17 protein-coding genes, 1 tRNA gene and 1 pseudogene are annotated in these 20,996 nt (G+C 61.2%); 12 read left to right on the forward strand and 7 right to left on the reverse strand.

The window, feature by feature from the left end:
• The 7 genes and pseudogenes from GPA21_RS20955 to minE all read left to right on the forward strand — a co-directional run.
• Positions 1-171: pseudogene (locus GPA21_RS20955) on the forward strand (D-hexose-6-phosphate mutarotase); the annotation flags it as partial.
• Positions 172-200: 29 nt separating this feature from the next.
• Complete coding sequence (locus GPA21_RS12345; RefSeq protein ID WP_168988454.1) at positions 201-2,519, forward strand: Tex family protein; 2,319 nt, start codon at positions 201-203, stop codon at positions 2,517-2,519.
• A gap of 16 nt (positions 2,520-2,535) precedes the next feature.
• Positions 2,536-2,901 (forward strand): ArsC family reductase, encoded by a 366-nt coding sequence (locus GPA21_RS12350; RefSeq protein ID WP_168988455.1) that lies wholly within the window; start codon positions 2,536-2,538, stop codon positions 2,899-2,901.
• Positions 2,898-3,791: an Hsp33 family molecular chaperone HslO gene (gene hslO, locus GPA21_RS12355; RefSeq protein WP_168988456.1), complete on the forward strand. Its 894-nt coding sequence runs from the start codon at positions 2,898-2,900 to the stop codon at positions 3,789-3,791. Before GPA21_RS12350 ends, hslO begins: the two co-directional genes overlap by 4 nt.
• A gap of 114 nt (positions 3,792-3,905) precedes the next feature.
• Positions 3,906-4,670, forward strand: a complete 765-nt coding sequence (gene minC, locus GPA21_RS12360; RefSeq protein WP_168988457.1) for a septum site-determining protein MinC — start codon at positions 3,906-3,908, stop codon at positions 4,668-4,670.
• Between the two features lie 30 nt (positions 4,671-4,700).
• Positions 4,701-5,516, forward strand: coding sequence for a septum site-determining protein MinD (minD, locus tag GPA21_RS12365; RefSeq protein WP_168988458.1), 816 nt, complete (start codon positions 4,701-4,703; stop codon positions 5,514-5,516).
• 1 nt (position 5,517) lies between these two features.
• A complete protein-coding gene (gene minE / locus GPA21_RS12370; RefSeq protein WP_168988459.1) occupies positions 5,518-5,778 on the forward strand; it encodes a cell division topological specificity factor MinE in 261 nt (86 codons plus the stop codon).
• A gap of 265 nt (positions 5,779-6,043) precedes the next feature.
• Here the strand turns inward: minE and GPA21_RS12375 are convergent, their stop codons facing one another.
• The 5 genes from GPA21_RS12375 to GPA21_RS12395 form a co-directional block, all read right to left on the reverse strand.
• Positions 6,044-6,772 (reverse strand): amino acid ABC transporter ATP-binding protein, encoded by a 729-nt coding sequence (locus GPA21_RS12375; protein ID WP_339379898.1) that lies wholly within the window; start codon positions 6,770-6,772, stop codon positions 6,044-6,046.
• A 110-nt stretch (positions 6,773-6,882) separates the two neighbouring features.
• The gene (locus GPA21_RS12380; protein ID WP_168988461.1) at positions 6,883-7,989 is read right to left on the reverse strand and encodes an amino acid ABC transporter permease; all 1,107 of its coding nucleotides are present in this window, start codon (positions 7,987-7,989) and stop codon (positions 6,883-6,885) included.
• 1 nt (position 7,990) lies between these two features.
• Entirely contained in the window at positions 7,991-9,178 is a 1,188-nt protein-coding gene (locus GPA21_RS12385) for an amino acid ABC transporter permease (protein WP_168988462.1), read from the reverse strand.
• Between the two features lie 82 nt (positions 9,179-9,260).
• Positions 9,261-10,286: an amino acid ABC transporter substrate-binding protein gene (locus tag GPA21_RS12390; RefSeq protein ID WP_211163567.1), complete on the reverse strand. Its 1,026-nt coding sequence runs from the start codon at positions 10,284-10,286 to the stop codon at positions 9,261-9,263.
• A 565-nt stretch (positions 10,287-10,851) separates the two neighbouring features.
• Positions 10,852-12,657: a methyl-accepting chemotaxis protein gene (locus tag GPA21_RS12395; protein ID WP_168988463.1), complete on the reverse strand. Its 1,806-nt coding sequence runs from the start codon at positions 12,655-12,657 to the stop codon at positions 10,852-10,854.
• A 194-nt stretch (positions 12,658-12,851) separates the two neighbouring features.
• Here GPA21_RS12395 and lysS point away from each other — a divergent pair, with 194 nt between their 5' ends.
• The 4 genes from lysS to GPA21_RS12415 all read left to right on the forward strand — a co-directional run bounded on the left by lysS (position 12,852) and on the right by GPA21_RS12415 (position 17,663).
• Entirely contained in the window at positions 12,852-14,357 is a 1,506-nt protein-coding gene (gene lysS, locus GPA21_RS12400; RefSeq protein WP_168988464.1) for a lysine--tRNA ligase, read from the forward strand.
• A gap of 40 nt (positions 14,358-14,397) precedes the next feature.
• Positions 14,398-16,323 carry a bifunctional tRNA (5-methylaminomethyl-2-thiouridine)(34)-methyltransferase MnmC2/FAD-dependent 5-carboxymethylaminomethyl-2-thiouridine(34) oxidoreductase MnmC1 gene (mnmC, locus tag GPA21_RS12405; protein WP_168988465.1) on the forward strand — a complete coding sequence of 642 codons (1,926 nt, stop codon included), beginning with the start codon at positions 14,398-14,400 and terminating at the stop codon, positions 16,321-16,323.
• An 82-nt stretch (positions 16,324-16,405) separates the two neighbouring features.
• Positions 16,406-17,344: a sodium-dependent bicarbonate transport family permease gene (locus tag GPA21_RS12410; RefSeq protein WP_168988466.1), complete on the forward strand. Its 939-nt coding sequence runs from the start codon at positions 16,406-16,408 to the stop codon at positions 17,342-17,344.
• A complete protein-coding gene (locus GPA21_RS12415) occupies positions 17,334-17,663 on the forward strand; it encodes a P-II family nitrogen regulator (protein ID WP_168988467.1) in 330 nt (109 codons plus the stop codon). The genes GPA21_RS12410 and GPA21_RS12415 overlap by 11 nt, the downstream gene beginning before the upstream one ends.
• A 48-nt stretch (positions 17,664-17,711) precedes the next feature.
• On the opposite strand, the gene gltX is transcribed toward GPA21_RS12415, so the two are convergent.
• Positions 17,712-19,109, reverse strand: coding sequence for a glutamate--tRNA ligase (gltX, locus tag GPA21_RS12420; RefSeq protein ID WP_168988468.1), 1,398 nt, complete (start codon positions 19,107-19,109; stop codon positions 17,712-17,714).
• A gap of 92 nt (positions 19,110-19,201) precedes the next feature.
• A tRNA-Val gene (locus GPA21_RS12425) sits at positions 19,202-19,276 on the reverse strand.
• A 193-nt stretch (positions 19,277-19,469) separates the two neighbouring features.
• On the opposite strand from GPA21_RS12425, the gene GPA21_RS12430 reads away from it, so the two are divergent.
• Positions 19,470-20,996 (forward strand): PAS domain S-box protein (locus GPA21_RS12430; protein ID WP_168988469.1); only part of this gene is annotated, 1,527 nt, incomplete at its 3' end.

Raw genomic sequence — 20,996 nt, forward strand, 5'->3', positions numbered from 1 at the left:
CCGGATGTCGTGGTCTGGAATCCCTGGGAGGCGGATTGCGCCGCCCTGCCCGACATGGCGCCGCTCGATTTCCGCCGCATGCTCTGCATCGAAGCCGCCGCTGCCCGTCACAAGGTGGCGCTAGACGCAGGTACGACCTGGTTTGGCCGCCAGACCCTCATCGTTCAATGAGATAGACTCAAACCCAACTCCGTATCGACATGTTGCCATCCATCGAACAACGCATTGCCGACGAGCTCGGCGTACGTGCCGGCCAGGTGTTCGCCGCCATCCAGTTGCTGGACGAGGGCGCGACCGTGCCTTTCGTCGCACGCTACCGCAAGGAAGCGACTGGCGGACTCGACGACACGCAATTGCGCAATCTGGAAGAACGCCTCGACTATCTTCGCGATCTTGAATCCCGCCGGGCGACGGTGCTCTCCAGCATCGATGAACAGGGAAAACTCACCGACGCGCTGCGTGCCGAGATCGAGAGTGCCGAGACCAAGCAACGGCTGGAAGACCTCTACCTCCCCTACAAACCCAAGCGCCGGACCAAGGCCCAGATCGCCCGCGAGGCAGGTATCGCACCCCTCGCGCAAGCCTTGTTGTCCGATCCGACACTGGACCCGGAGCAAGCGGCCGCGGACTATCTCAACCCCGAAGGCGGATTCGCCGACGTGAAGAGCGTACTGGACGGCGCCCGCCAGATTCTGGTTGAAGAGTTTGCCGAGGATGCACAAGTGCTTGGCGAATTGCGCATCAAGCTCACGGAGGACAGCGAAGTCCGCTCGACCGTCATCGAGGGCAAGGAGAACGAAGGCGCCAAGTTTCGCGACTGGTTCGATTTCCAAGAGCCATTCGCGAGCATTCCGTCGCACCGCGCGCTCGCACTGTTGCGCGGTCGCAATGAAGGAATCCTCAAGCTCGCGATCGACCTGCCGGGTCTCGACCCGGAGTCACCCCACCCCTGCGAAATGCGTATTCGCGCCCGCTTCGGGTTGAGCGACCGTGGCCGCGCGGCGGACCGCTGGTTGCTCGACTGCGCGCGCTGGGCGTGGAACGTGAAGATCTCTCTGCATCTCGAACTCGAGTTGATGAACGAGCTGCGCGAACGCTCCGAGGAAGAGGCCATCCGCGTGTTCGCGCGCAACCTCAAGGATTTGCTGCTTGCCGCGCCTGCCGGCGGCAGGCCGACGATCGGTCTGGATCCTGGCATCCGCACCGGAGTCAAGGTGGCGGTGGTCGACGCCACCGGCAAGGTGGTCGATACGGATACCGTTTACCCGTTCGAGCCGCGCCGTCACTACGAACCCGCGATAGCCGCAATCGCTGCGCTTGCGCGCAAGCATGCGGTTGAACTGGTTGCGATCGGCAACGGCACTGCCTCGCGCGAAACCGACAAACTGGTCGCCGACCTGATGCGTCGCCATCCGGAACTCGGGCTGACCAAGGTCATGGTTTCCGAGGCAGGCGCCTCGGTGTATTCAGCGTCGGAGCTCGCGGCGCGCGAGTTCCCCGACCTCGACGTGTCGCTGCGCGGGGCGGTTTCGATCGCCCGCCGCCTGCAAGACCCGCTGGCCGAACTGGTCAAGATCGACCCCAAGTCGATCGGGGTCGGCCAATACCAGCACGACGTAAACCAAAGCAGGCTCGCACGGGGGCTGGACGCGGTGGTTGAGGATTGCGTCAATGCGGTAGGCGTAGACGTGAATACCGCTTCGGCGCCTCTGCTGGCTCGCATATCGGGCCTGAATGCGACGATTGCGGCCAAGCTGGTCGAGCATCGCAATGCCAACGGCCCGTTTGCCACCCGGGACGCGCTGCTCAAAGTACCCCGCATGGGCCCCAAGACCTTCGAGCAGGCAGCAGGCTTTCTTCGGGTTCCCGGCGGCGATAACCCGCTCGATATTACCGCGGTGCACCCGGAAGCCTATCCGGTGGTCGAGCGGCTGCTCGCACGTATCGGCAAGTCGGTGCGCGAGATCATGGGGCGGCGCGAACAGATCCGTGCGATCGACCCGGCGGCGCTGACCGACGAACGTTTCGGCCTGCCAACGGTGCAGGACATTCTCGACGAGCTCGAGAAGCCAGGGCGCGACCCGCGCCCGGAGTTTCGCACCGCGTCCTTCCGTGACGGCATCGAAGGGCTCGGCGACCTCGAACCGGGTATGCAGCTGGAGGGCGTCGTCACCAACGTGACCAATTTTGGGGCGTTCGTCGATATTGGCGTCCATCAGGACGGTCTGGTGCACGTATCGGCGCTCTCGGACCGCTTCGTCAAGGATCCACACTCGATCGTCAAGGCCGGCGATATCGTCAAGGTCAAGGTGCTGGAGGTCGACCGTGACCGCAAGCGTATCGCGCTGAGCATGAGACTCGGCGACGAGGTGAAGAATGCGCCGCCCCCCCGGTCCCGGCAGGATGATCGGCATGAGCGACGTGGCAAACCGAACCGCGCTACCGGGCGACGCGATGCGCGTCCGCAGGCAGCCGGCGCCATGGCCGATGCCCTTGCACGCGCGATGAAGAAAGGTTGAGGAGCGCAATCGCACCATGAAAACCACGATTTACGGTATCAAGAACTGCAGCACCATGAAGAAGGCCTTTGACTGGCTGAACGACCGAGGTGTGGATTTCGACTTTCACGACTACAAGAAAGCCGGCATCGATCAGCACACCCTCGCACGCTGGTGCGACGCGGTTGGCTGGGAGACGCTGGTTAACAAACGCGGCACGACCTGGCGCAAGCTCACGCCCGAGAGCCAGCAAATCGACGGGCGGGATGACGCGATCGCACTGATGGTTGCGCACCCCAGCCTGATCAAGCGTCCAGTGCTGGAGACTGGCGGCGGCGCAGTGCTGGTCGGATTCGATCCCGAGGTTCTTGCCGGTCGCGTCCCTTCAGGAGCGACTACATGAGCAAGCAGACCTCCAGCTACGTGCAACGCTTCATGCTCGAGGCACTCGACATTCGTGGCGCGGTCGTCAGGCTGGACGACGTATGGCAGGCCCTGCAACGCAACCGACACTACCCTGAGGAAGTCGCCCAACTCCTCGGGCAGATGTGCGCAGTGGCGGCGGTAATAGCTGGCAACCTCAAGCAGCCGGGCCGGCTGACCTTTCAAGTCCAGGGACATGGCCCGGTCGGTCTGCTCGTCGTCGATTGCAGCGATACCCTCAACATGCGCGCAATGGCGCGTGCCGATGCCGACACCGCTGGCCGCTCCGGCCTGGCGGAACTCATCGGCGACGGCCGACTGCAGCTGACACTCGATTCGCCCAGCATGCGCGAACCTTACATCAGCATGGTGCCGCTCGAAGGCGAAAGCATCGCCGACGTATTCGAACACTATCTGCAGCAATCCGAACAACAGCCGGCGGGCCTGTGGCTCGCCTGCTCGCCAGACCGGGCCGCAGCCCTCTTTCTGCAGAAGCTTCCTGGCGCCGATGCGCTCGATGCCGATGGCTGGGACCGTGTTCACACCCTGGCCGCCACGGTCAAAGCCGAGGAGCTCCTGGGTCTGCAGGCCGACACCCTGCTCTCAAGGCTTTTTGCCGAAGAGAGCGTTCGCCTGTTCGACGCCAGAGTGGTCGATCACGACTGGCCTCGCGAACCGGGCAAGATTGCGGCCATGCTCCGCTCGCTCGGCGAAGCCGAAGTGCGCCAGATGCTGGCCGAGCAAGGTGAAGTGGTGGTGCGCGACGATTTGTCTAACCATGCCTATCACTTCGACGCGACCGACATCGATGCGCTTTTCTCCGAAGAGCAAGGCGATGGCGTCCCACCTCAGCCCCCAACGCTTCACTAGCAGCAGATCGGCCTCAAGCCCGACAGGCTGCTAGATCGTGACCCTTATGCGCCTGGCCTTGCCGTCAAGCCGACCCGTCAGTAGACTTCAGCGTTTTAGAGATCACCACACACCATGACCGCAGGCTCCCCGTCCCGGATGATCGAATTCCGCAATGCCAGTATCGGAGCCACTGTCGCTGTGCTTCGCGACGCGCGCCCCGCACCCCTGGCCGACGAACTACACAAAATGCTTGGCGGCATGGCCGATTTTTTCAACGGCGAACCGGCCATTCTCGACTTTTCCGGCCTCTCGGCCGAACCCGACCGCATCGACTGGTCCGGTTTGATCAGCATGTTTCGCCGCTTTCGCCTGCAACCGATCGGTGTCCGTAACCTGTCTGCTGAACTCGTCGCAGCCGCTCGTCAGGCAGGTCTCGCTCAACTCGATGGCGCCGAACTCGCGGCTCCGACGGCCAGTCCGACCCGCACAGCTCCTGCGCGCGTCGACGCACCGCCGCCACCGCCACCCGCTCCTGTCGCAGTTCAGGCAGGCACCATGTTCGTGGACAGACCGGTTCGCTCCGGCCAGCAGGTCTATGCCAAAGGCGGTGACCTCGTGCTCTTGGCGGGCATGAGCAATGGTGCGGAAGTCATCGCCGACGGCAGCATCCACTGTTATGGTCCGTTGCGTGGAAGAGCGCTCGCGGGGGCACAAGGCAACACTGCTGCGCGTATCATCACGTCTAACTTCGGTCCGGAGATCGTGTCGATTGCCGGCATTTACAAGACCTTCGAGCAAGGCATCGCGCAAAACGTCGCCGGGCGCCCCGCCGTCGTACGGCTGAGTGGGGCCGGGCGTGAGCAGAAGCTCGACATCGAAGCACTGCAGCTTGACTGAATCGCTTAAAACGTTAAAAAGGGAACCACTGTGACTCGAGTCGTCGTCGTTACTTCCGGGAAAGGGGGTGTTGGCAAGACCACCACCAGCGCGGCCTTCGCTTCTGGCCTCGCGCTGCGCGGCTACAAGACCGCGGTCATCGACTTCGACGTTGGTCTGCGCAATCTCGACCTCATCATGGGTTGCGAGCGCCGTGTGGTCTATGACTTCGTCAACGTCATCAACGGCGAGGCCAAGCTCAACCAGGCGCTGATCAAGGACAAGAACTGCGAGAACCTCTTCGTCCTCCCCGCCTCGCAAACGCGCGACAAGGACGCGCTGACCGAGGAAGGCGTCGAAATCGTCATCAAGGAGCTCGAGCACATGGGCTTCGATTATGTCGTATGCGACTCACCCGCGGGCATCGAGCGGGGCGCCGTGCTTGCGCTCACCTTTGCCGACGAGGCAATCGTCACCACCAATCCGGAGGTTTCTTCCGTACGTGACTCCGACCGCATTCTGGGCATTCTCCAGTCCAAGTCGCGGCGAGCCGCTGAGGGACGCGAGCCGGTCAAGGAGCATTTGCTGATCACCCGCTATTCTCCCAAGCGGGTGGACGAAGGCGAGATGCTCTCGTACAAGGACGTCCAGGAACTGCTGCGCGTACAACTGATCGGGGTCATTCCCGAGTCCGAGTCGGTGCTCCATGCCTCCAACCAGGGCACGCCGGCCATTCACCTCAAGGGCACCGACGTGTCCGAAGCTTATTCCGATGTCGTGGCGCGCTTCCTCGGTGAAGACCGCCCGCTACGCTTCGTGGACTACGAAAAGCCGGGCCTCATCAAGCGCCTGTTCGGAGGCAAGTGAAATGTCCCTGCTCTCCCTGCTCTTCGGCGAGAAGAAGAAGACCGCCTCGATCGCCAAGGAACGCCTGCAGCTCATCATTGCCCGCGAACACGGCAGTGCTTCGCATGGTCCGGATTTTCTGCCGGCACTGCAGCGCGAACTGATCGAAGTCATCTCGAAATACGTCCCGGTCAATCCGGACGACATCAAGGTCCAGCTCGAGAAGCAGGACAACTACGAGGTGCTCGAAGTCAATATCGTCCTGCCGGACAATCGGGACTGAGGGGGCCAACCCCGCCCGGGCATCAGCCACTTTAGCGCCCGGTTCGCGGCTCACGCCGCTCCTACAGGCGATGGACGCGCACCGGGTAGCGCCGCACCCACTGCTGATGGGAGCGCCGTAACGCGCGAATGCGGTGGTCGATTGAGGCCGCCTTTTTGCCTGCTTCGGCGTCCGGTTCGCGGCTCACGCCGCTCCTACACTGATGGACGCGCACCGGGGGCGGCCTCGTATCCATTGCTTGTGGGAGCAGCACTCGGTCGCCGACTCAGTGATTCAGAATCTGTTGCAAGAACTGGCGTGTCCGCGCCTCGCGCGGGTTGCCGAAGAACTCTTTCGGTATCCCCTGCTCCACGATCTCCCCCTGATCCATGAAGATCACGCGGTCGGCAACCGTTTTTGCAAAACCCATCTCGTGGGTTACGCAAAGCATGGTCATGCCGCTTTCGGCGAGCTCGATCATCACGTCGAGGACTTCCTTGATCATCTCCGGGTCGAGTGCCGAGGTCGGTTCATCGAAGAGCATGATCTTGGGATTCATGCATAGCGACCTGGCGATTGCCACCCGCTGTTGCTGTCCGCCCGAAAGCTGACCGGGATACTTCTTCGCCTGATCGGGAATCTTCACCCGCTCCAGATACTTCATCGCAATCTGCTCGGCTTCCTTGCGCGGCGTCTTGCGCACCCAGATCGGCGCCAGGCAGCAGTTCTCCAGCACAGTGAGGTGCGGAAACAGGTTGAAGTGCTGGAACACCATGCCAACCTCGCGGCGAATGGTGTCGATGTTGCGCAGGTCGTCGGTCAACTCGATGCCGTCTACGATGATCTGGCCTCTCTGGTGCTCCTCGAGCCGGTTGATGCAACGGATGAAAGTGGATTTGCCGGAGCCGGACGGCCCGCAGATCACGATGCGCTCACCCTTGCTCACCTCGAGATTGAGGCCACGCAGCACATGGAACTGTTCGTACCATTTGTGCATGTCGATAACCTTGATGATGGCCTCGCCCTTCACTGCCTTCGATGCCACCTGTGCAGGTGGCTGGATCAATTCGGTTTCCTGATTCATTGTGGCAAAGACTCCTTGCGGTGATTCAGTGCTCGCGCCTGTCAGCGCTTGTGCCCGGTGTGCAGCTTGCGCTCGAGCATCTGGCTATAGCGCGACATGCTGTAGCAGAAGACCCAGAACACAAAGGCCGCGAAGATGTAGCCCTCGGTGGCGACATTGCGCCACGCTGGATCGATGATGGTCGCCTGCACCGCGCGCAACAGGTCGAACAGGCCGATCACGAGCACAAGCGTGGTGTCCTTGAAAAGCGAGATGAGCGTATTGACGATGCCGGGAATGACGATCTTCAGCGCCTGCGGCAGGATGATCAGTCCCATGCCTTGCCAGTAGCCCAGGCCCAGCGCCTCGGCGGCTTCGTACTGACCTTTGGGGATCGCCTGCAAACCGCCCCGAATCACCTCGGCCATGTAGGCGGACTGGAACAAGGTTATGCCGATCAGCGCACGGAGCAAACGGTCGAAGGTCACTCCATCCGGCAGGAACAGCGGCAGCATCACCGAGGCCATGAACAGGATCGTGATCAACGGCACGCCACGCCAGAACTCGATGAACACGACGCACAAGGCTCTGACCAGGGGCATGTCCGAGCGCCGACCGAGCGCAAGCAGGATGCCGATCGGAATCGCTGCCACGATACCGACGTAGGCGAGAATCAGCGTGAGCGTGAGCCCGCCCCAGACGCTGGTGCCGACAATCGGCAGCCCGAAGGTCTCGCTGCCGTAGATCATGACGAACGACAGCGCCGGGAACACCGTCACCCCGAACACGCCGAGAATCATCTTGATCCGGGCCGACACCGCACTGAAGAACTGCGGCACGATGATGAGGCCGAAGATCAGATAGATGACATTGACACGCCAGTGCTCGCTCTCCGGGTAGAAGCCGTAGATGAAGAAATCCAGTCGCGTACCGATGAACACCCAGCAGGCGCCCTCGCTGGTGCAGTCGGCGGGCGATTCGCCTATGAAGTCGGCTTTGAGGATGGCCCAGTCAATGAACGGAATCAGACTTGAGATGATGAAATAGCCCAGGACCACGGTGAGAACGCCGCTGAACCAGGAAGGGAACAGGTTCTTCTTGATCCAACCGATCACTCCGACACTCAAGCTGGGCGGCGGCAGCACTGGATTGACCTTGCCGTCTGACATATCAGCGCTCCTTCAAGGCCGCGGCCTTGTTGTAGATATTCATCAGGAAGGAGATCGTCAGACTGATCGTCAGATAGACCAGCATCGTGATCGCGACGATCTCGACCGCCTGGCCGGTCTGATTCAGCGTAGTGCCCATGAAAACCGACACCAGATCCGGATAACCGATAGCCACTGCGAGGGACGAATTCTTGGTGAGGTTGAGGTACTGGCTGGTCAAGGGCGGAATGATGACTCGCATTGCCTGCGGAATGATCACCAGACGCAGGGTAGTCCCGCGCTTGAGGCCAAGCGCGGCCGACGCTTCGGTCTGGCCATGACTGACGGCCTGAATGCCGGAACGGACGATCTCTGCGATGAAGGCCGCGGTATAGACCGTCAGCGCGAGCAACAGAGCACCGAGTTCCGGGATCATGACGATGCCACCACGGAAGTTGAAACCACGGAGCTCAGGAACATCCCAATCCATGGGAGAACCCATGGCAAGGAATACCACCAGCGGCAGGCCGATGACCATCGCGATGCCGACGCGAATCGCGGGAAACTGCTGACCGGTTGCTTCCTGCCGCTTGCGTGCCCAGCGATAGAGAAGCACGGCGCCGATAAGGGCGAGAACGAGAACACCCCAGACCACGCCCATGCCCTCCTCCGGCAACGGCGCGGGAAGATAGAGGCCACGGTTGTTGAGGAAGAACATTTCCCCGATTTCCATGCTCTGGCGCGGACCTGGCAAGTTCCGCAGCACCGCGAAATACCAGAAGAAGATCTGCAACAACAAGGGAATGTTGCGGAACGTGTCGACGAATACCGCCGACAGCGTCGACACCAGCCAGTTCTTCGACAACCGCCCGATACCGACGATGAAGCCGACAATGGTGGCAAGCACGATACCCAGCCCGGATACGAGTAGCGTGTTGAGCAATCCGACCCAGAAGGTTCGCCCATACGACATGGTCTCGTTGTAGGGGATCAGGCTCATCACGATGCCAAAACCCGAGGGCTGGCTGAGGAAACCGAGTCCGGTGCTGATGCCCCGTCGCTCCATGTTGGCGACAGTGTTCTGGAAAATCGTCCAGAAGAAATAGACCACGACCAGCGCGGTCAGAATCTGGAAGGTGCGAGCGCGCACTGTGGGGTCGTTCCACAGACGCGCGAAACCACCCGAGCGCGTTGTGCGTTTATCGGCCATGAGCTTCAATCCCGATGACGACAGCACCCGTGCGGGCACTGCGAGGGGCCGGCTGACGCCGGCCCCGGTTGATTCCGCCCGATCAGCGGATCGGCGGTGCGTAAAGGATGCCGCCGTTGTTCCAGAGGTTGTTCATGCCACGCGGCAAGCCCAGCGGTGTGTCAGGACCGACGTTCCGCTCGAACATCTCGCCGTAGTTTCCGACACCTTTGACGATGTTGTAAGCCCAATCGGCAGACAGACCAATGTGCTGTCCGAAATCTCCGGAGGTACCCAGCAGACGCTGGACCTCTGGGTTCTCGGAACTCTTCATCTCATCAACGTTGGCCGAAGTGACGCCGAGCTCTTCGGCGTTGATCTGTGCCTTCAACGTCCATTTGACGACATTGAACCACTGATCGTCACCCTGACGCACGACCGGGCCGAGCGGTTCCTTCGAGATCAGCTCCTCGAGGAGCACTGCAGAGGACGGGTCGTCCAGCTTGCTGCGCAGCGCGGCGAGTTGGGAGATATCGGAAGTCAGCACATCGCAACGATTCGCTGCGAAACCTTGGATGGTCTGATCTGAAGTGTCGAACACCAGTGCATCGTAGCTCATGCCGTTGGCACGGAAATAGTCAGCCAGATTGAGTTCGGTCGTGGTGCCGGCCTGGATACAGACGGTGGCACCATCAAGCTCCTTGGGGCTCTTCACACCAAGGCTGGCACGCACCATGAAGCCTTGGCCGTCGTAATAGTTCACGCCGGTGAAGTTCAGGCCCAGCGAAGCGTCGCGGGTCAACGTCCAGGTCGTGTTGCGAGAAAGAACATCAACCTCGCCGGACTGCAGCGCGGTGAAACGCTCACGCGCGTTCAGCGAACGAAACTGGATCTTGGTGGGATCGCCGAACACCGCAGCAGCGATTGCCCGGCAAGTATCGACGTCGATACCGGTCCAGTTGGCGCGCTCGTCAGGCATCGAGAAACCCGGCAGACCATCGGAAACTCCACAGATGACGCTGCCGCGCTGCTTGACGGTCTCGAGCGTGCTCGCGCTCGCAACACCGGTCGCGACCATTGCGGCTACCGCGGTAATGCCTGCAACCACCACCTTCACTTTGTTGCTCATGTGTCGAAACTCCTTCGATGGGTGAGATGACTATCCTTCGACAGCGACGGCTCACCGCCGCCTTTCCGCGCGCAGCAAGAGCACCGCGGAAATCGAGGACACACTTCAGGGCTTTGGCCGGAAACGACTGGCCGTCGAAACAAGTTGCGACCGGACGATAACGCCGAACTTCGGTGAGCGACACTTAGGGATAGCCCATATTCGGGTTTACCCACGCCACCGGGCGTTCAGGTTCTCTGGCCGGAGCCACGCCTATCTCCACTGCCCGCATCTGTCCAGTGCACGATGCATGCCAGGCAAGCGACCCAGATATGGACCGCCAGTTCAGAGGCGCTCAAGAAGCGAAGGTCGCGTATGCAGTGATTTGTTTTTGTTGGGCAAATCCGGAAGCGGCGCAACTGGCGCCAATGCGCAGGCTTTGCAGCTGCGCCTGGGTCACCGGTTGTGTGGCCGGATCGTCTGCGCGTGAGCGTGCGCCGTCGTGGTGCGCCCGCAGGCGTCGATGCACTCGTGTGCAGCGTCAAACGGAAGGCCGGGGAGAACCCCGGCCCTCCGTCCCGGGCGCTCAGGATGCCGTCTTTTCGACCAGAGCCTCGGCTGGCAAGCCGACGCGCACGTTGCCCCAATGCCGCCCACGAACCGAAATCGGCATTGCCAGGTCGCACAGGATCTCGCCGGTATCCCGCACGTAGGTTTGAAGCAGCATCGGCTGAGTGTTGCGCGCCGCACGCAACTCGGACGGGCGTTCGAACTTGCGGCAGGTTCGGTTCCCCACCAGATCCTTCTCGGGATCACCCGTGAGCGGCTGGGAGAACTTCAGGTTGTGCGTCGACAGATAGCTGTCGGTATTCACTGCCACAGCGAATACGCTGTTCGGAATCGTGCGAAGACTATCCTCGAGAAGCTGTTGGCATTGGCGCCCGAAAGCGTCACCCCACGCGACTTTGAACTTGGGCGGGTTGGTGCCGGGGATGGGCTGATAGTTGCGATCGAAGATATCGATACCGCCCCGCGCAATGCCCTCCAACTCCTCCTGGATACGATCGCGAAAGACTCGCGTCTGGGCGACCGCAAGGTCGAAAGCGCTTTGACCGATTCTGAACCGCGACACCAGCTCCTGAATGGCCTCGGTCGCTTTGGACAGATCGGCAGCCCGATGTTCGGAATCGCGCATGTCCTTGGAAACCTTGCTCGACAGCTCATGAATTCTGCTCACGTTGTCGTGAACCTGGCCGTTGGTCGCCGACAACTCCTCCATGGCCGATGCGATCTGCAGCAATTGCTCGCCGTTGTGCTCGAAATCGGACACCATCTCGCCGAACTGCTGCGCGGAGCGCTCGACCACGTCCTTCGTCTGCTTGACGTTGACGTTGATCACTTCGTTCTCGGAACGGGTATGCGTGACGAGGTCGATCATGCCGTTGATGTTGCCGTTGATCTCTTCGGTTGCCTTGTTGACGCGTTCAGCGAGCTTGCGGACTTCGTCTGCCACCACTGCGAAACCACGGCCGGCCTCTCCCGCGCGCGCCGCTTCGATCGCGGCGTTGAGCGCAAGCAGATTGGTCTGGTCGGCAACGTCACGGATCAGGGCTGCGATCGCCCTGACGCTTTCCGAACGGGTCGACAGCTCATCCACGGTGTTGTTGAAGCGCAGCAATTGCTCGCTGACCGCGTTGATCTTGCTCGCGATATCGCGCATCTCGCTCAGCGAGTTCCTTGCGATGTCGAGATTTGCACTCGTCGAACCTGAGATCATCTGCGTGCTGTTCGAGACATTCTCGATCGCCGCCGTGGATTCGCTGCTGGCGTTGAAGACGGTATCGGTCAACGTACCCTGGTTACTGGCATCCTGAGCCGCACCTTCGATCCTGACCTTCACATGCGCCGCTTCGGTCGCCACGCGAACACTCATGCTCCGCACGTCGCCGATGATCTGCCGCATCTTCGTCGCAAAATGGTTGTAGCTTGCGGCAAGCTCGCGCAGTTCGTCATGGGTCTTCATCGGCAGGTCGCGCGAGAAGTCTCCGTCACCATCGGCCAGCTCGTTGAACACCGAGATGATCTGGCGAACAGGGCTGACGATGAGGTGGCGCAGATAGAAGACCAGGGCAACCGACCCTATAAGACCGATAATCGAAAGCACCACCATGAGGTACAAGCCGCCGCTGAGCGACTGAGCGACCTGTTCGCGCAAGGTGGCCGATGCATCCGAGGCGGCAAGCACGGCGTTGATCTCGGTCGTACGCAGATAGTAGGCGACGACGTAGGCGAAGTTGATGACAAGCAGAAGAAGAATGCTGGCCACCTTTTTCGTCAAGGTATTCCAGAACGTCTTCTCCATCCATTCGTAGAATGCCCAGAAGCTACTCATCGGTCCCCCCCGCCTATTACATAAGTTATGGCAGTTTAACGGACATTGCGGGCAGAACTTGAGCCCTTATAGGACGAATCAGTACTAAGTCACGGTCGTAAGCCTTTCGTTTGCCCGCATTGCGGGGACATGCGAAAATCCGAGCTTGCGCTCACCTGCGCCAATCCCATATACGATCAGCAGTTCAGGACACCATGACCGACGAAACCAGCTCGACGCCGCAGCAGGATGAAAACCACATCATCGCCGAGCGACGCGAGAAACTCGCCGCCTGGCGCGCGAGCGGCAAGGCTTTCCCCAACGACTTTCTACGCGAGAACACCGCCGGAAAGCTCGACGAGCTCTACGGCGACAAGGACGGCGAAGCCTTCGAGGCGATGCCGGTCGAAGTTCGGGTGGCGGGTCGGGTCATGCTCAAGCGTGTCATGGGCAAGGCGAGTTTCATCACCATTCAGGATCTGTCAGGTCGCATCCAGCTCTACGTGACCCGTGACGCAGTCGGCGAAGAGACCTACGCAGAGTTCAAGCACTGGGACATCGGCGACATCGTCGGTGCGGTTGGCACCCTCTTCAAGACCAAAACCGGCGAACTGACGATCAAGACCAGCGAGATCCGCCTGCTGACCAAGAGTCTGCGCCCGCTCCCCGACAAGTTCCATGGTCTGACCGACGTCGAACTCAAGTACCGACAGCGCTACGTCGACCTGATCATGAATGAGCAGACGCGCTTCACCTTCGTCGCGCGCAGCCGCATGGTGCAGTCGATCCGCAATTACATGATGCAACATGGGTTTCTCGAAGTGGAAACGCCGATGATGCACCCTATTCCGGGCGGCGCCGCCGCCAAGCCCTTCACGACGCACCACAACGCGCTCGACATGGAGCTTTTCCTGCGCATCGCCCCTGAGCTTTATCTCAAGCGGCTGGTGGTCGGCGGCTTCGAAAAAGTCTTCGAGGTCAATCGCAACTTCCGTAACGAAGGGCTCAGCCCACGGCACAACCCCGAGTTCACGATGATGGAGTTCTACGAGGCGTACGCGAACTACCGCACCCTCATGGACTTCACCGAAGGCCTCATCCGCCACTCGGCGCGCGAAGCACTCGGCTCGGAAGTCTTTGTCTATCAGGGTCGTGAGCTCGACCTGTCTCGCCCCTTTGCCCGATTGACCATGGTCGAGGCAATCCGCAAACATCATCCCGGTTTCTCCGAAGAGCAACTCAAGGACGCTGGCTGGATTCGCGCCAAACTTGATGAGATGAAGGTCGAGGTTTCCCCCCCCGCCGGTCTCGGTACGCTGCAGCTGGTGCTCTTCGAAGAGACCACCGAGGCGGACCTGTGGGAGCCGACCTTCATTATTGACTACCCGGCCGAGGTGTCGCCGCTCGCGCGCCGCAACGACAACGATCCGGATATCACCGAGCGCTTCGAGCTTTTCATCGTCGGTCGCGAGATCGCCAACGGTTTCTCCGAGCTCAACGACCCCGAGGACCAGGCTGCGCGCTTCCTCGAACAGGTGCAGGCAAAGGAAGCCGGCGACGAAGAGGCGATGTACTTCGACGCCGACTACATCCGCGCCCTCGAGTACGGTCTGCCTCCAACCGGCGGTTGCGGGATCGGCATCGACCGGCTGGTCATGCTGCTGACCGATTGCGCGTCGATTCGCGACGTAATCCTCTTCCCACACATGCGGCCGGAGTGATCCCCCTCGCGGCCGTCAACCGACCGTCCAGGCTTTCTTGATGGCTGACACGTCGTTGCAGCCGGCATCGCTTCACCTGCGTGAGGATGGGACTCCCTTCTCCGCAATCTATGGCGATGTCTATCACACGGCTGCCGGGGGGCTTCAGCAGGCCCGTGAGGTTTTCCTCACCGGCAACCGCTTGCCCGAACGCTGGTGCGACCGCAGGCGTTTCGTCGTGCTCGAGACCGGATTCGGTCTCGGGCTCAATTTTCTTGCCACCTGGGCCGCCTGGCGCCAGGATCCGAATCGCTGCGATCGGCTGCATTTCGTCTCGGTCGAAAAGCACCCCTTTACGCTTCGAGACCTGGCTCGTGCGCACAGGGCATGGCCCGAACTCGCTGCTGAAGCATCCGAGCTTCAGGCCGAATGGCCTGAGCTGACCCCGGGATTCCACCGTCTCAACCTCGCGGGCGGCCGCGTCATCCTGACCCTGCTCTTCGGCGATGCCCTCGAGCAGTTGCAGCAACTCGAATGTCGGGCCGACGCGATCTTTCTGGACGGATTCGCCCCAGGCAAGAACCCTGAGATGTGGTCGTCTTCGGTGTTCGCCGAACTGGCGCGTTTGAGCTCAGCCGACGCCACTCTCGCCACCTGGTCGGTCAGCGGCGAAGTGCGCCGTGGTTTGGCGGCGGTCGGTTTCGAGTGCACAAAGCATCCGGGCAGAGGCAGCAAGCGCGAGCTCCTGCGCGGACATCGCCACGCCGGTGTTCAAGCTGACACAGTCGAAAACACCACACGACACGCCCTGGTCATCGGTGCCGGACTTGCCGGCACCAGTATCGCCGAGCGGCTTGCAGCGAGAGGCTGGAGGATCGATCTCATCGATGGTGAGGCGGGCCCGGGGCGCGGGGCGTCAGGTAACCATGCCGGCGTGCTGCGCCCCTTGCCAAGCCTGGACGACAATCCACTAGCCCGGCTGACCCGCGCCGGCAGCCTTTTTGCTGCCCACCTGTTGCGGCAGATGGAGCGAAAAGATCTGCCGATTCGCTGGGATCCCTGCGGCGTGCTTCACTTGGCTCGTGACCCGCGGCACGAGCAAAAGCAGCAAGCCATTGTCACGCGTCATGGCTATCCGCCATCCTTTCTGCGCTTCGTCGACCGCAGCGAAGCCTCGGGCATCGCCGGCTGGCCGGTCGAACTCGGTGGCTGGTGGTTTCCGGGCGGTGGATGGGTGCAACCGCACAGCCTGTGTGCCGCAAACATCGCGTCGCAACCCGGGGCCATACGCTGTCTGTTCGGGAAGCCGGTTGCAACAGTCGAACGGGTACAGGACCAATGGCATGCACGGGACGCGCAGGGGGTGACGATTGCGTCGGCCCCGCTTGCCATTCTCGCAAACGGCACCGAAATTCTGGGCTTTCCGGACGCGGCAATCCTCCCAGTGCGCAGCGCACGCGGTCAGGTCTCCCACTTTTCCGTTCCCGGTGACGCTGCTCCGAAAGTGGTCGTCTGTCGCCTCGGCTATGTCAGCCCCTCCGTGGATGGCACGCTGTGCGCCGGGGCTACCTTCTCGGTCGATGACCCAGATGCCGCCTGGCGAGAGACGGATCACGCGGAGAACCTCGCCAAACTCGACTTCATCCTGCCCGGATTCGCAGATGCGCATCGAGAAAGCGCCGTCGGGGGCCGCGTGGGGTTTCGCCCGGCCTCGCCCGACCGCCTTCCAATCGTCGGCGCCCTGCCCACCGCCTCGTCCGGCGATTTGCCGACCTCTCTCTCGGACCTGCCCCGGCAACCGGGGCTCTTTGTGGTCTCCGGCTTCGGTGCCCGGGGTCTGGTCTGGGCGGGCATCGTGGCCGAGACGCTCGCGAGCCAACTCGATGGCGATCCGCTGCCGATCGAGCGTGATCTGGTCGCCGCAATCGACCCCGGCCGCTACGTTCTACGACCAGTTCGCAAACAAAGGCTTCGTGGCGAAGCCTGATACGGTGTTCGCGCGGCATGCGCCGAGGCAGCTATAATTCGCCCGCCCCCGGCGTTGATCGCCAACCTCCATCAAGGCATTCATGGACGCTATCCCGCTCTTCTTCGTGCTCGGATTCGTTGCCCGCCTCGCGCGCTCGGACCTGAAGATTCCCGGGCAACTCTACGAAGCGCTGTCGATCTATCTGCTTCTCGCCATCGGCCTCAAGGGAGGCATGGAGCTCGCGAAACAGGATGCACTCGCGCTTCTCCCTCAGGCCATGTCAGTGCTTGTTCTTGGTGCGATCATTCCATTGATTGCCTTTCCGGTACTGCACAAGCTCGGCAAGCTCGACCGCTTCAACGCAGCCGCCATCGCAGGCCACTACGGCTCGGTCAGTGTAGTCACCTTCGCGGTGGCCGTGGATTACCTCATTGCACGTGGCATCGCCTACGAGGCCTACATGCCGCTATTCCTCGTGCTCCTGGAGATGCCGGGCATTGCCGTGGGTATCCTGCTCGCCAAGATGGGCAGCGATCTGCGCAAGGTGCGCTGGGGTGTGTTGAGCCACGAAATCTTTCTCGGCAAGAGCATGGTCCTGCTCGCCGGTGGTCTGATCATCGGCTGGATCGCAGGTCCGGCCGGCCTCGAGCCGCTTGAACCCCTGTTCTTCGATCTGTTCAAAGGGGTCCTGTGCCTGTTCCTGCTGGAGATGGGGCTGGTTGCCGCAAGTCAGGCGTCGGCCCTGCGCACGAGCGGAGTGTTCCTGGTCGTGTTCGCTGTGGTCATGCCAATCGTCTCGGCGCTTATCGGTACAGTGGCCGGTCTGTTGATCGGTCTGTCGCCGGGTGGAACGCTGTTACTCGCCACCTTGGCAGCCAGCGCCTCCTACATTGCCGCACCCGCCGCAATGCGTATCGCGATTCCGGAAGCGAACCCCGGGATCTCGATCACGGCGGCACTCGTGGTGACCTTTCCATTCAACATCCTTCTCGGTATCCCTCTGTACGACATGATCGTGAGATTTGCTCATGGAAGCTGAAACCCATACCCCCCAGCCGTGCAAACTCGTGGTGATCATCTCCGAGGCGGCCATCGAGCAGTCCCTCGCAGACGAGGTAATGCAGCTCGGCGCACACGGTTACACCGTTTCGGATGTTCGCGGCCAGGGCCGGCACGGCGCGCGCAGCGCGCTGTGGGGCGCAGACCGCAGTATCCGCATGGAGATTCTCTGCGACGAGGAGACCTCGCTTGCGATCCTGCAGCACGCCGAGAAGACCTATTTCCGCCACTACGCCATGGTCGCCTATGTCGCGGACGTGGGCGTGCTGCGCCCGGCGAAGTTCAAGCATCAGCGCTGACGAGGTGGTAGCGTAAGGCGCTCGCCCACCTCGTAGTTCGATTCCGCATCAAATATAGCGCGCCAGGCGCGCGAGGACACGTTCGCGACCAAGTACCTCGAGCACCGCATCGATCGAAGGCGTCTGCGGCACGCCCAGGACTGCGACCCGTAGCGGAATCGCGACCTGCGGCATCTTCATGCCGAGTTCGGTCATCGTCTGCTTGATCGCCTCACTCAGCGCGCCCCTGGTCCACTCCACGCTCTCCAGTCGACTCTTCAGGTCGAGCAGCGCAGCGCGTGCGCGTTCGGTCAGATGCTGCTCCAGCAGTTCGGCTGGGACATGTACATCGAGCAGGAACAACTCGGCAGAGTCCGCGAGTTCGTTCAGGTTGTCCACCCTGTCCTTGTAGAGTGCGATCACTGACTCCAGCGCCGGCCCACCCTCCGGGTCGATGCCTCTGCGCGCGAGACGGTTGGCGACGTCGGCGGCAAGTGCGGCATCGCTGGACTGTCGAATGTACTGACCGTTGAGCCAGTTGAGTTTCTCGGTATTGAACTGGGCTGCCGATGGTGTGATGTGATCGAGATCGAACCACTGCACGAACTGCTCGCGTGAAAAGATCTCGTCGTCACCATGGCTCCAGCCCAGGCGTGCGAGGTAGTTGATGACCGCATCCGGCAGATAGCCGTCTTCGTGATACTGCATCACACTGACCGCGCCATGACGCTTTGAGAGCTTGGTACCGTCATCCCCCAGAATCATGGACAGGTGGGCAAACAGCGGCACCTGCGCCCCTAGCGCCTTCATGATGTTGATCTGTCGCGGGGTATTGTTCACATGATCGTCGCCGCGAATGACGTGCGTAATGGCCATGTCGAGATCATCCACGACCACGCAGAAGTTGTACGTCGGGGTGCCATCGGCACGGGCGATCACCAGATCGTCGAGCTCCTTGTTCGCGATCACGATGCGGCCTTTGACCAGGTCGTCCCACGCGACGACACCGTCTGGCGGATTGCGGAAACGGACCACTGGCTTGGCGCCCTCCGGCGGAGTCGGTAGTACCTTACCCTCTTCCGGGCGCCAGCGACCGTCGTAGCGAGGCTTCTCGCCCTGCGCGCGCTGCTCCTCGCGCATTCGGTCAAGTTCCTCGGTCGTCGCATAACAGTAGTAAGCGGTGCCTGCTGCCAGCATGTCGGCGATCACCGCCTTGTAGCGCTCCATGCGTTGCATCTGATAGAACGGCCCTTCATCCGCATCGAGTCCGAGCCAGGCCATTCCATCGAGAATGGCCTGTACAGCCTCGGGAGTCGAGCGTTCGACATCGGTATCCTCGATACGTAGAATGAAGCTGCCCGCATGGCGCCGAGCGTAGGCCCAACAGAACAATGCAGTACGGGCTCCACCAATATGCAGATAACCAGTGGGGCTGGGAGCAAAACGGGTACGGACGTTCTCGGACATCGAAGAGGCAGCCTCTGAAGATAGCGACCGGCGCGATCACCGGAACGCAGAAAACAAAAAACCCCGTAGCGCATGCTGCGGGGTTTCGTGTGTGGTGGGCGGTACTGGGATCGAACCAGTGACCCCTGCCGTGTGAAGGCAGTGCTCTACCGCTGAGCTAACCGCCCCCGTAGAAAGATCGGCATTCTAAGGGCGAGACGTATGAGCGTCAAGCACTAGCTCGGAGCTCAGGCACTTTTCTCGTACAACAACCATCAGTTATGCGCAGTGCGCATTATTTCTCTAACAACAGCGCCTGGGCGACGGATAATCAGGCGTCCAAGTCAGGCAGCCTCGAGCTCATGCCATGGTGATGAAAGTATGAACGATACCGGGACGATAACGTCCTGGAAGCACCTCCGGTCCCGATTCTGCAGCTGGCTCCTTGCGGGCACCGCTCTTTTTGTACTCGTCCTTGACGCTCCGGTCCAGGCCAACGTCGGGAGTGCTTCTTCCGCTGTCAGCCTCACAGCGGATGAGCGCGCCTTTCTTGCAGCCAACTTCCCGATCGTTTTTGTCAGCCAGACCAACTATCCGCCCTTCGAGTTCGTCGACGAAGTCGGTGACCGTCGCGGCATGATGATCGAGCTGGCGCGCTGGATCTCTACGGAGCTCGGATTCCATGCCGAGTTCACAGACACCACGTTTCAGGAAGCGCAGGAAGCCGTGCTAGATGGCAAGGCCCATGTGCTGACCAGCTTCTTCTACAGCGAAGCACGTGACCAACTCTTCGATTTCACGCGTACTGTCTTTCTCGTACCTGCGTCCATCTTCGTCAGCGCAGCCCGCCCTGATATCAGCGCGCTGCAAGACCTCAACGGCAGACGCATCGCGATACAGCGCGGAGACTATGCCAAGACCTTTCTCGAATCGCGGAACATCGAGTTTACGCCGGTTCCCACCGCCGATTTCGCAACCGCCGCTCAGGCCGTTATCGACGGTGAGGCTGACGCAATGATTGGTGATGAGCAGATCGTGCTGTATTACCTGTATCGGAATCAGCTCAACGAACAAATGAAGATCGTGGGCGAACCGCTGTACACCGGCCGCAACGCGATGGCAGTCCGAGACGGCAATCTTCTGCTGCGGTCGATCCTCGACAAGGGCATTGCCCACGCACAGGAAACTGGCACACTTGACCGACTCACATCGAAATGGATCGGCACGCCGCTTCCGACGCACCGGTCCGAGTTGTCCGCATATTGGCCCTACGCCGCGGCCGTACTCTTCCTTCTGATCTGGACAAGCATATGGAACCTCCGGCTTCGACAGATTGTGCGACGGCGAACGGCCCAGCTATGGAGTAACGAGCGCCGCCTGAAGGACATCCTGCAGGGGACGCAGGCAGGCACCTGGGAGTTTGACCTGCAAAGCAGAACATACGACATCAGTGACTTCTGGGCCGGGATGCTCGGCTACACGGTCGACGAACTCAGACCACTCAGCGAGGAAACTCGCCAGGCGCTCCTGCACCCGGACGATGAGCACCAGGCTCGGGGCCTGCTTGAACGCCATGTCGCCGGCGAACTCGAACACTATTCATGCGAAATCCGCATGAAACACAAGCATGGACACTGGGTGTGGGTACTCGACCGCGGGCAAGTTTCGCGACGAAACAGGGCGGAGAAACCGGTCTCGGTTTCGGGTACGTCCATCGATATCAGCAAGAGCAAGCAACGTGAGCAGGAGCTGCAGCTTGCTGCCAGCGTGTTCGGCAATGCACGCGAAGGCATCACCATCGCTGATGCAAGCGGCCAGATACTGGAGATCAACGAGGCCTTCTCGCGGATTACCGGTTATACGCGCGAGGAAGCCATTGGAAGCAACCCCCGAATACTCAGTTCAGGC

The sequence above is a fragment of the Azoarcus taiwanensis genome (assembly GCF_012910885.1).
Taxonomy (GTDB): domain Bacteria; phylum Pseudomonadota; class Gammaproteobacteria; order Burkholderiales; family Rhodocyclaceae; genus Azoarcus_F; species Azoarcus_F taiwanensis.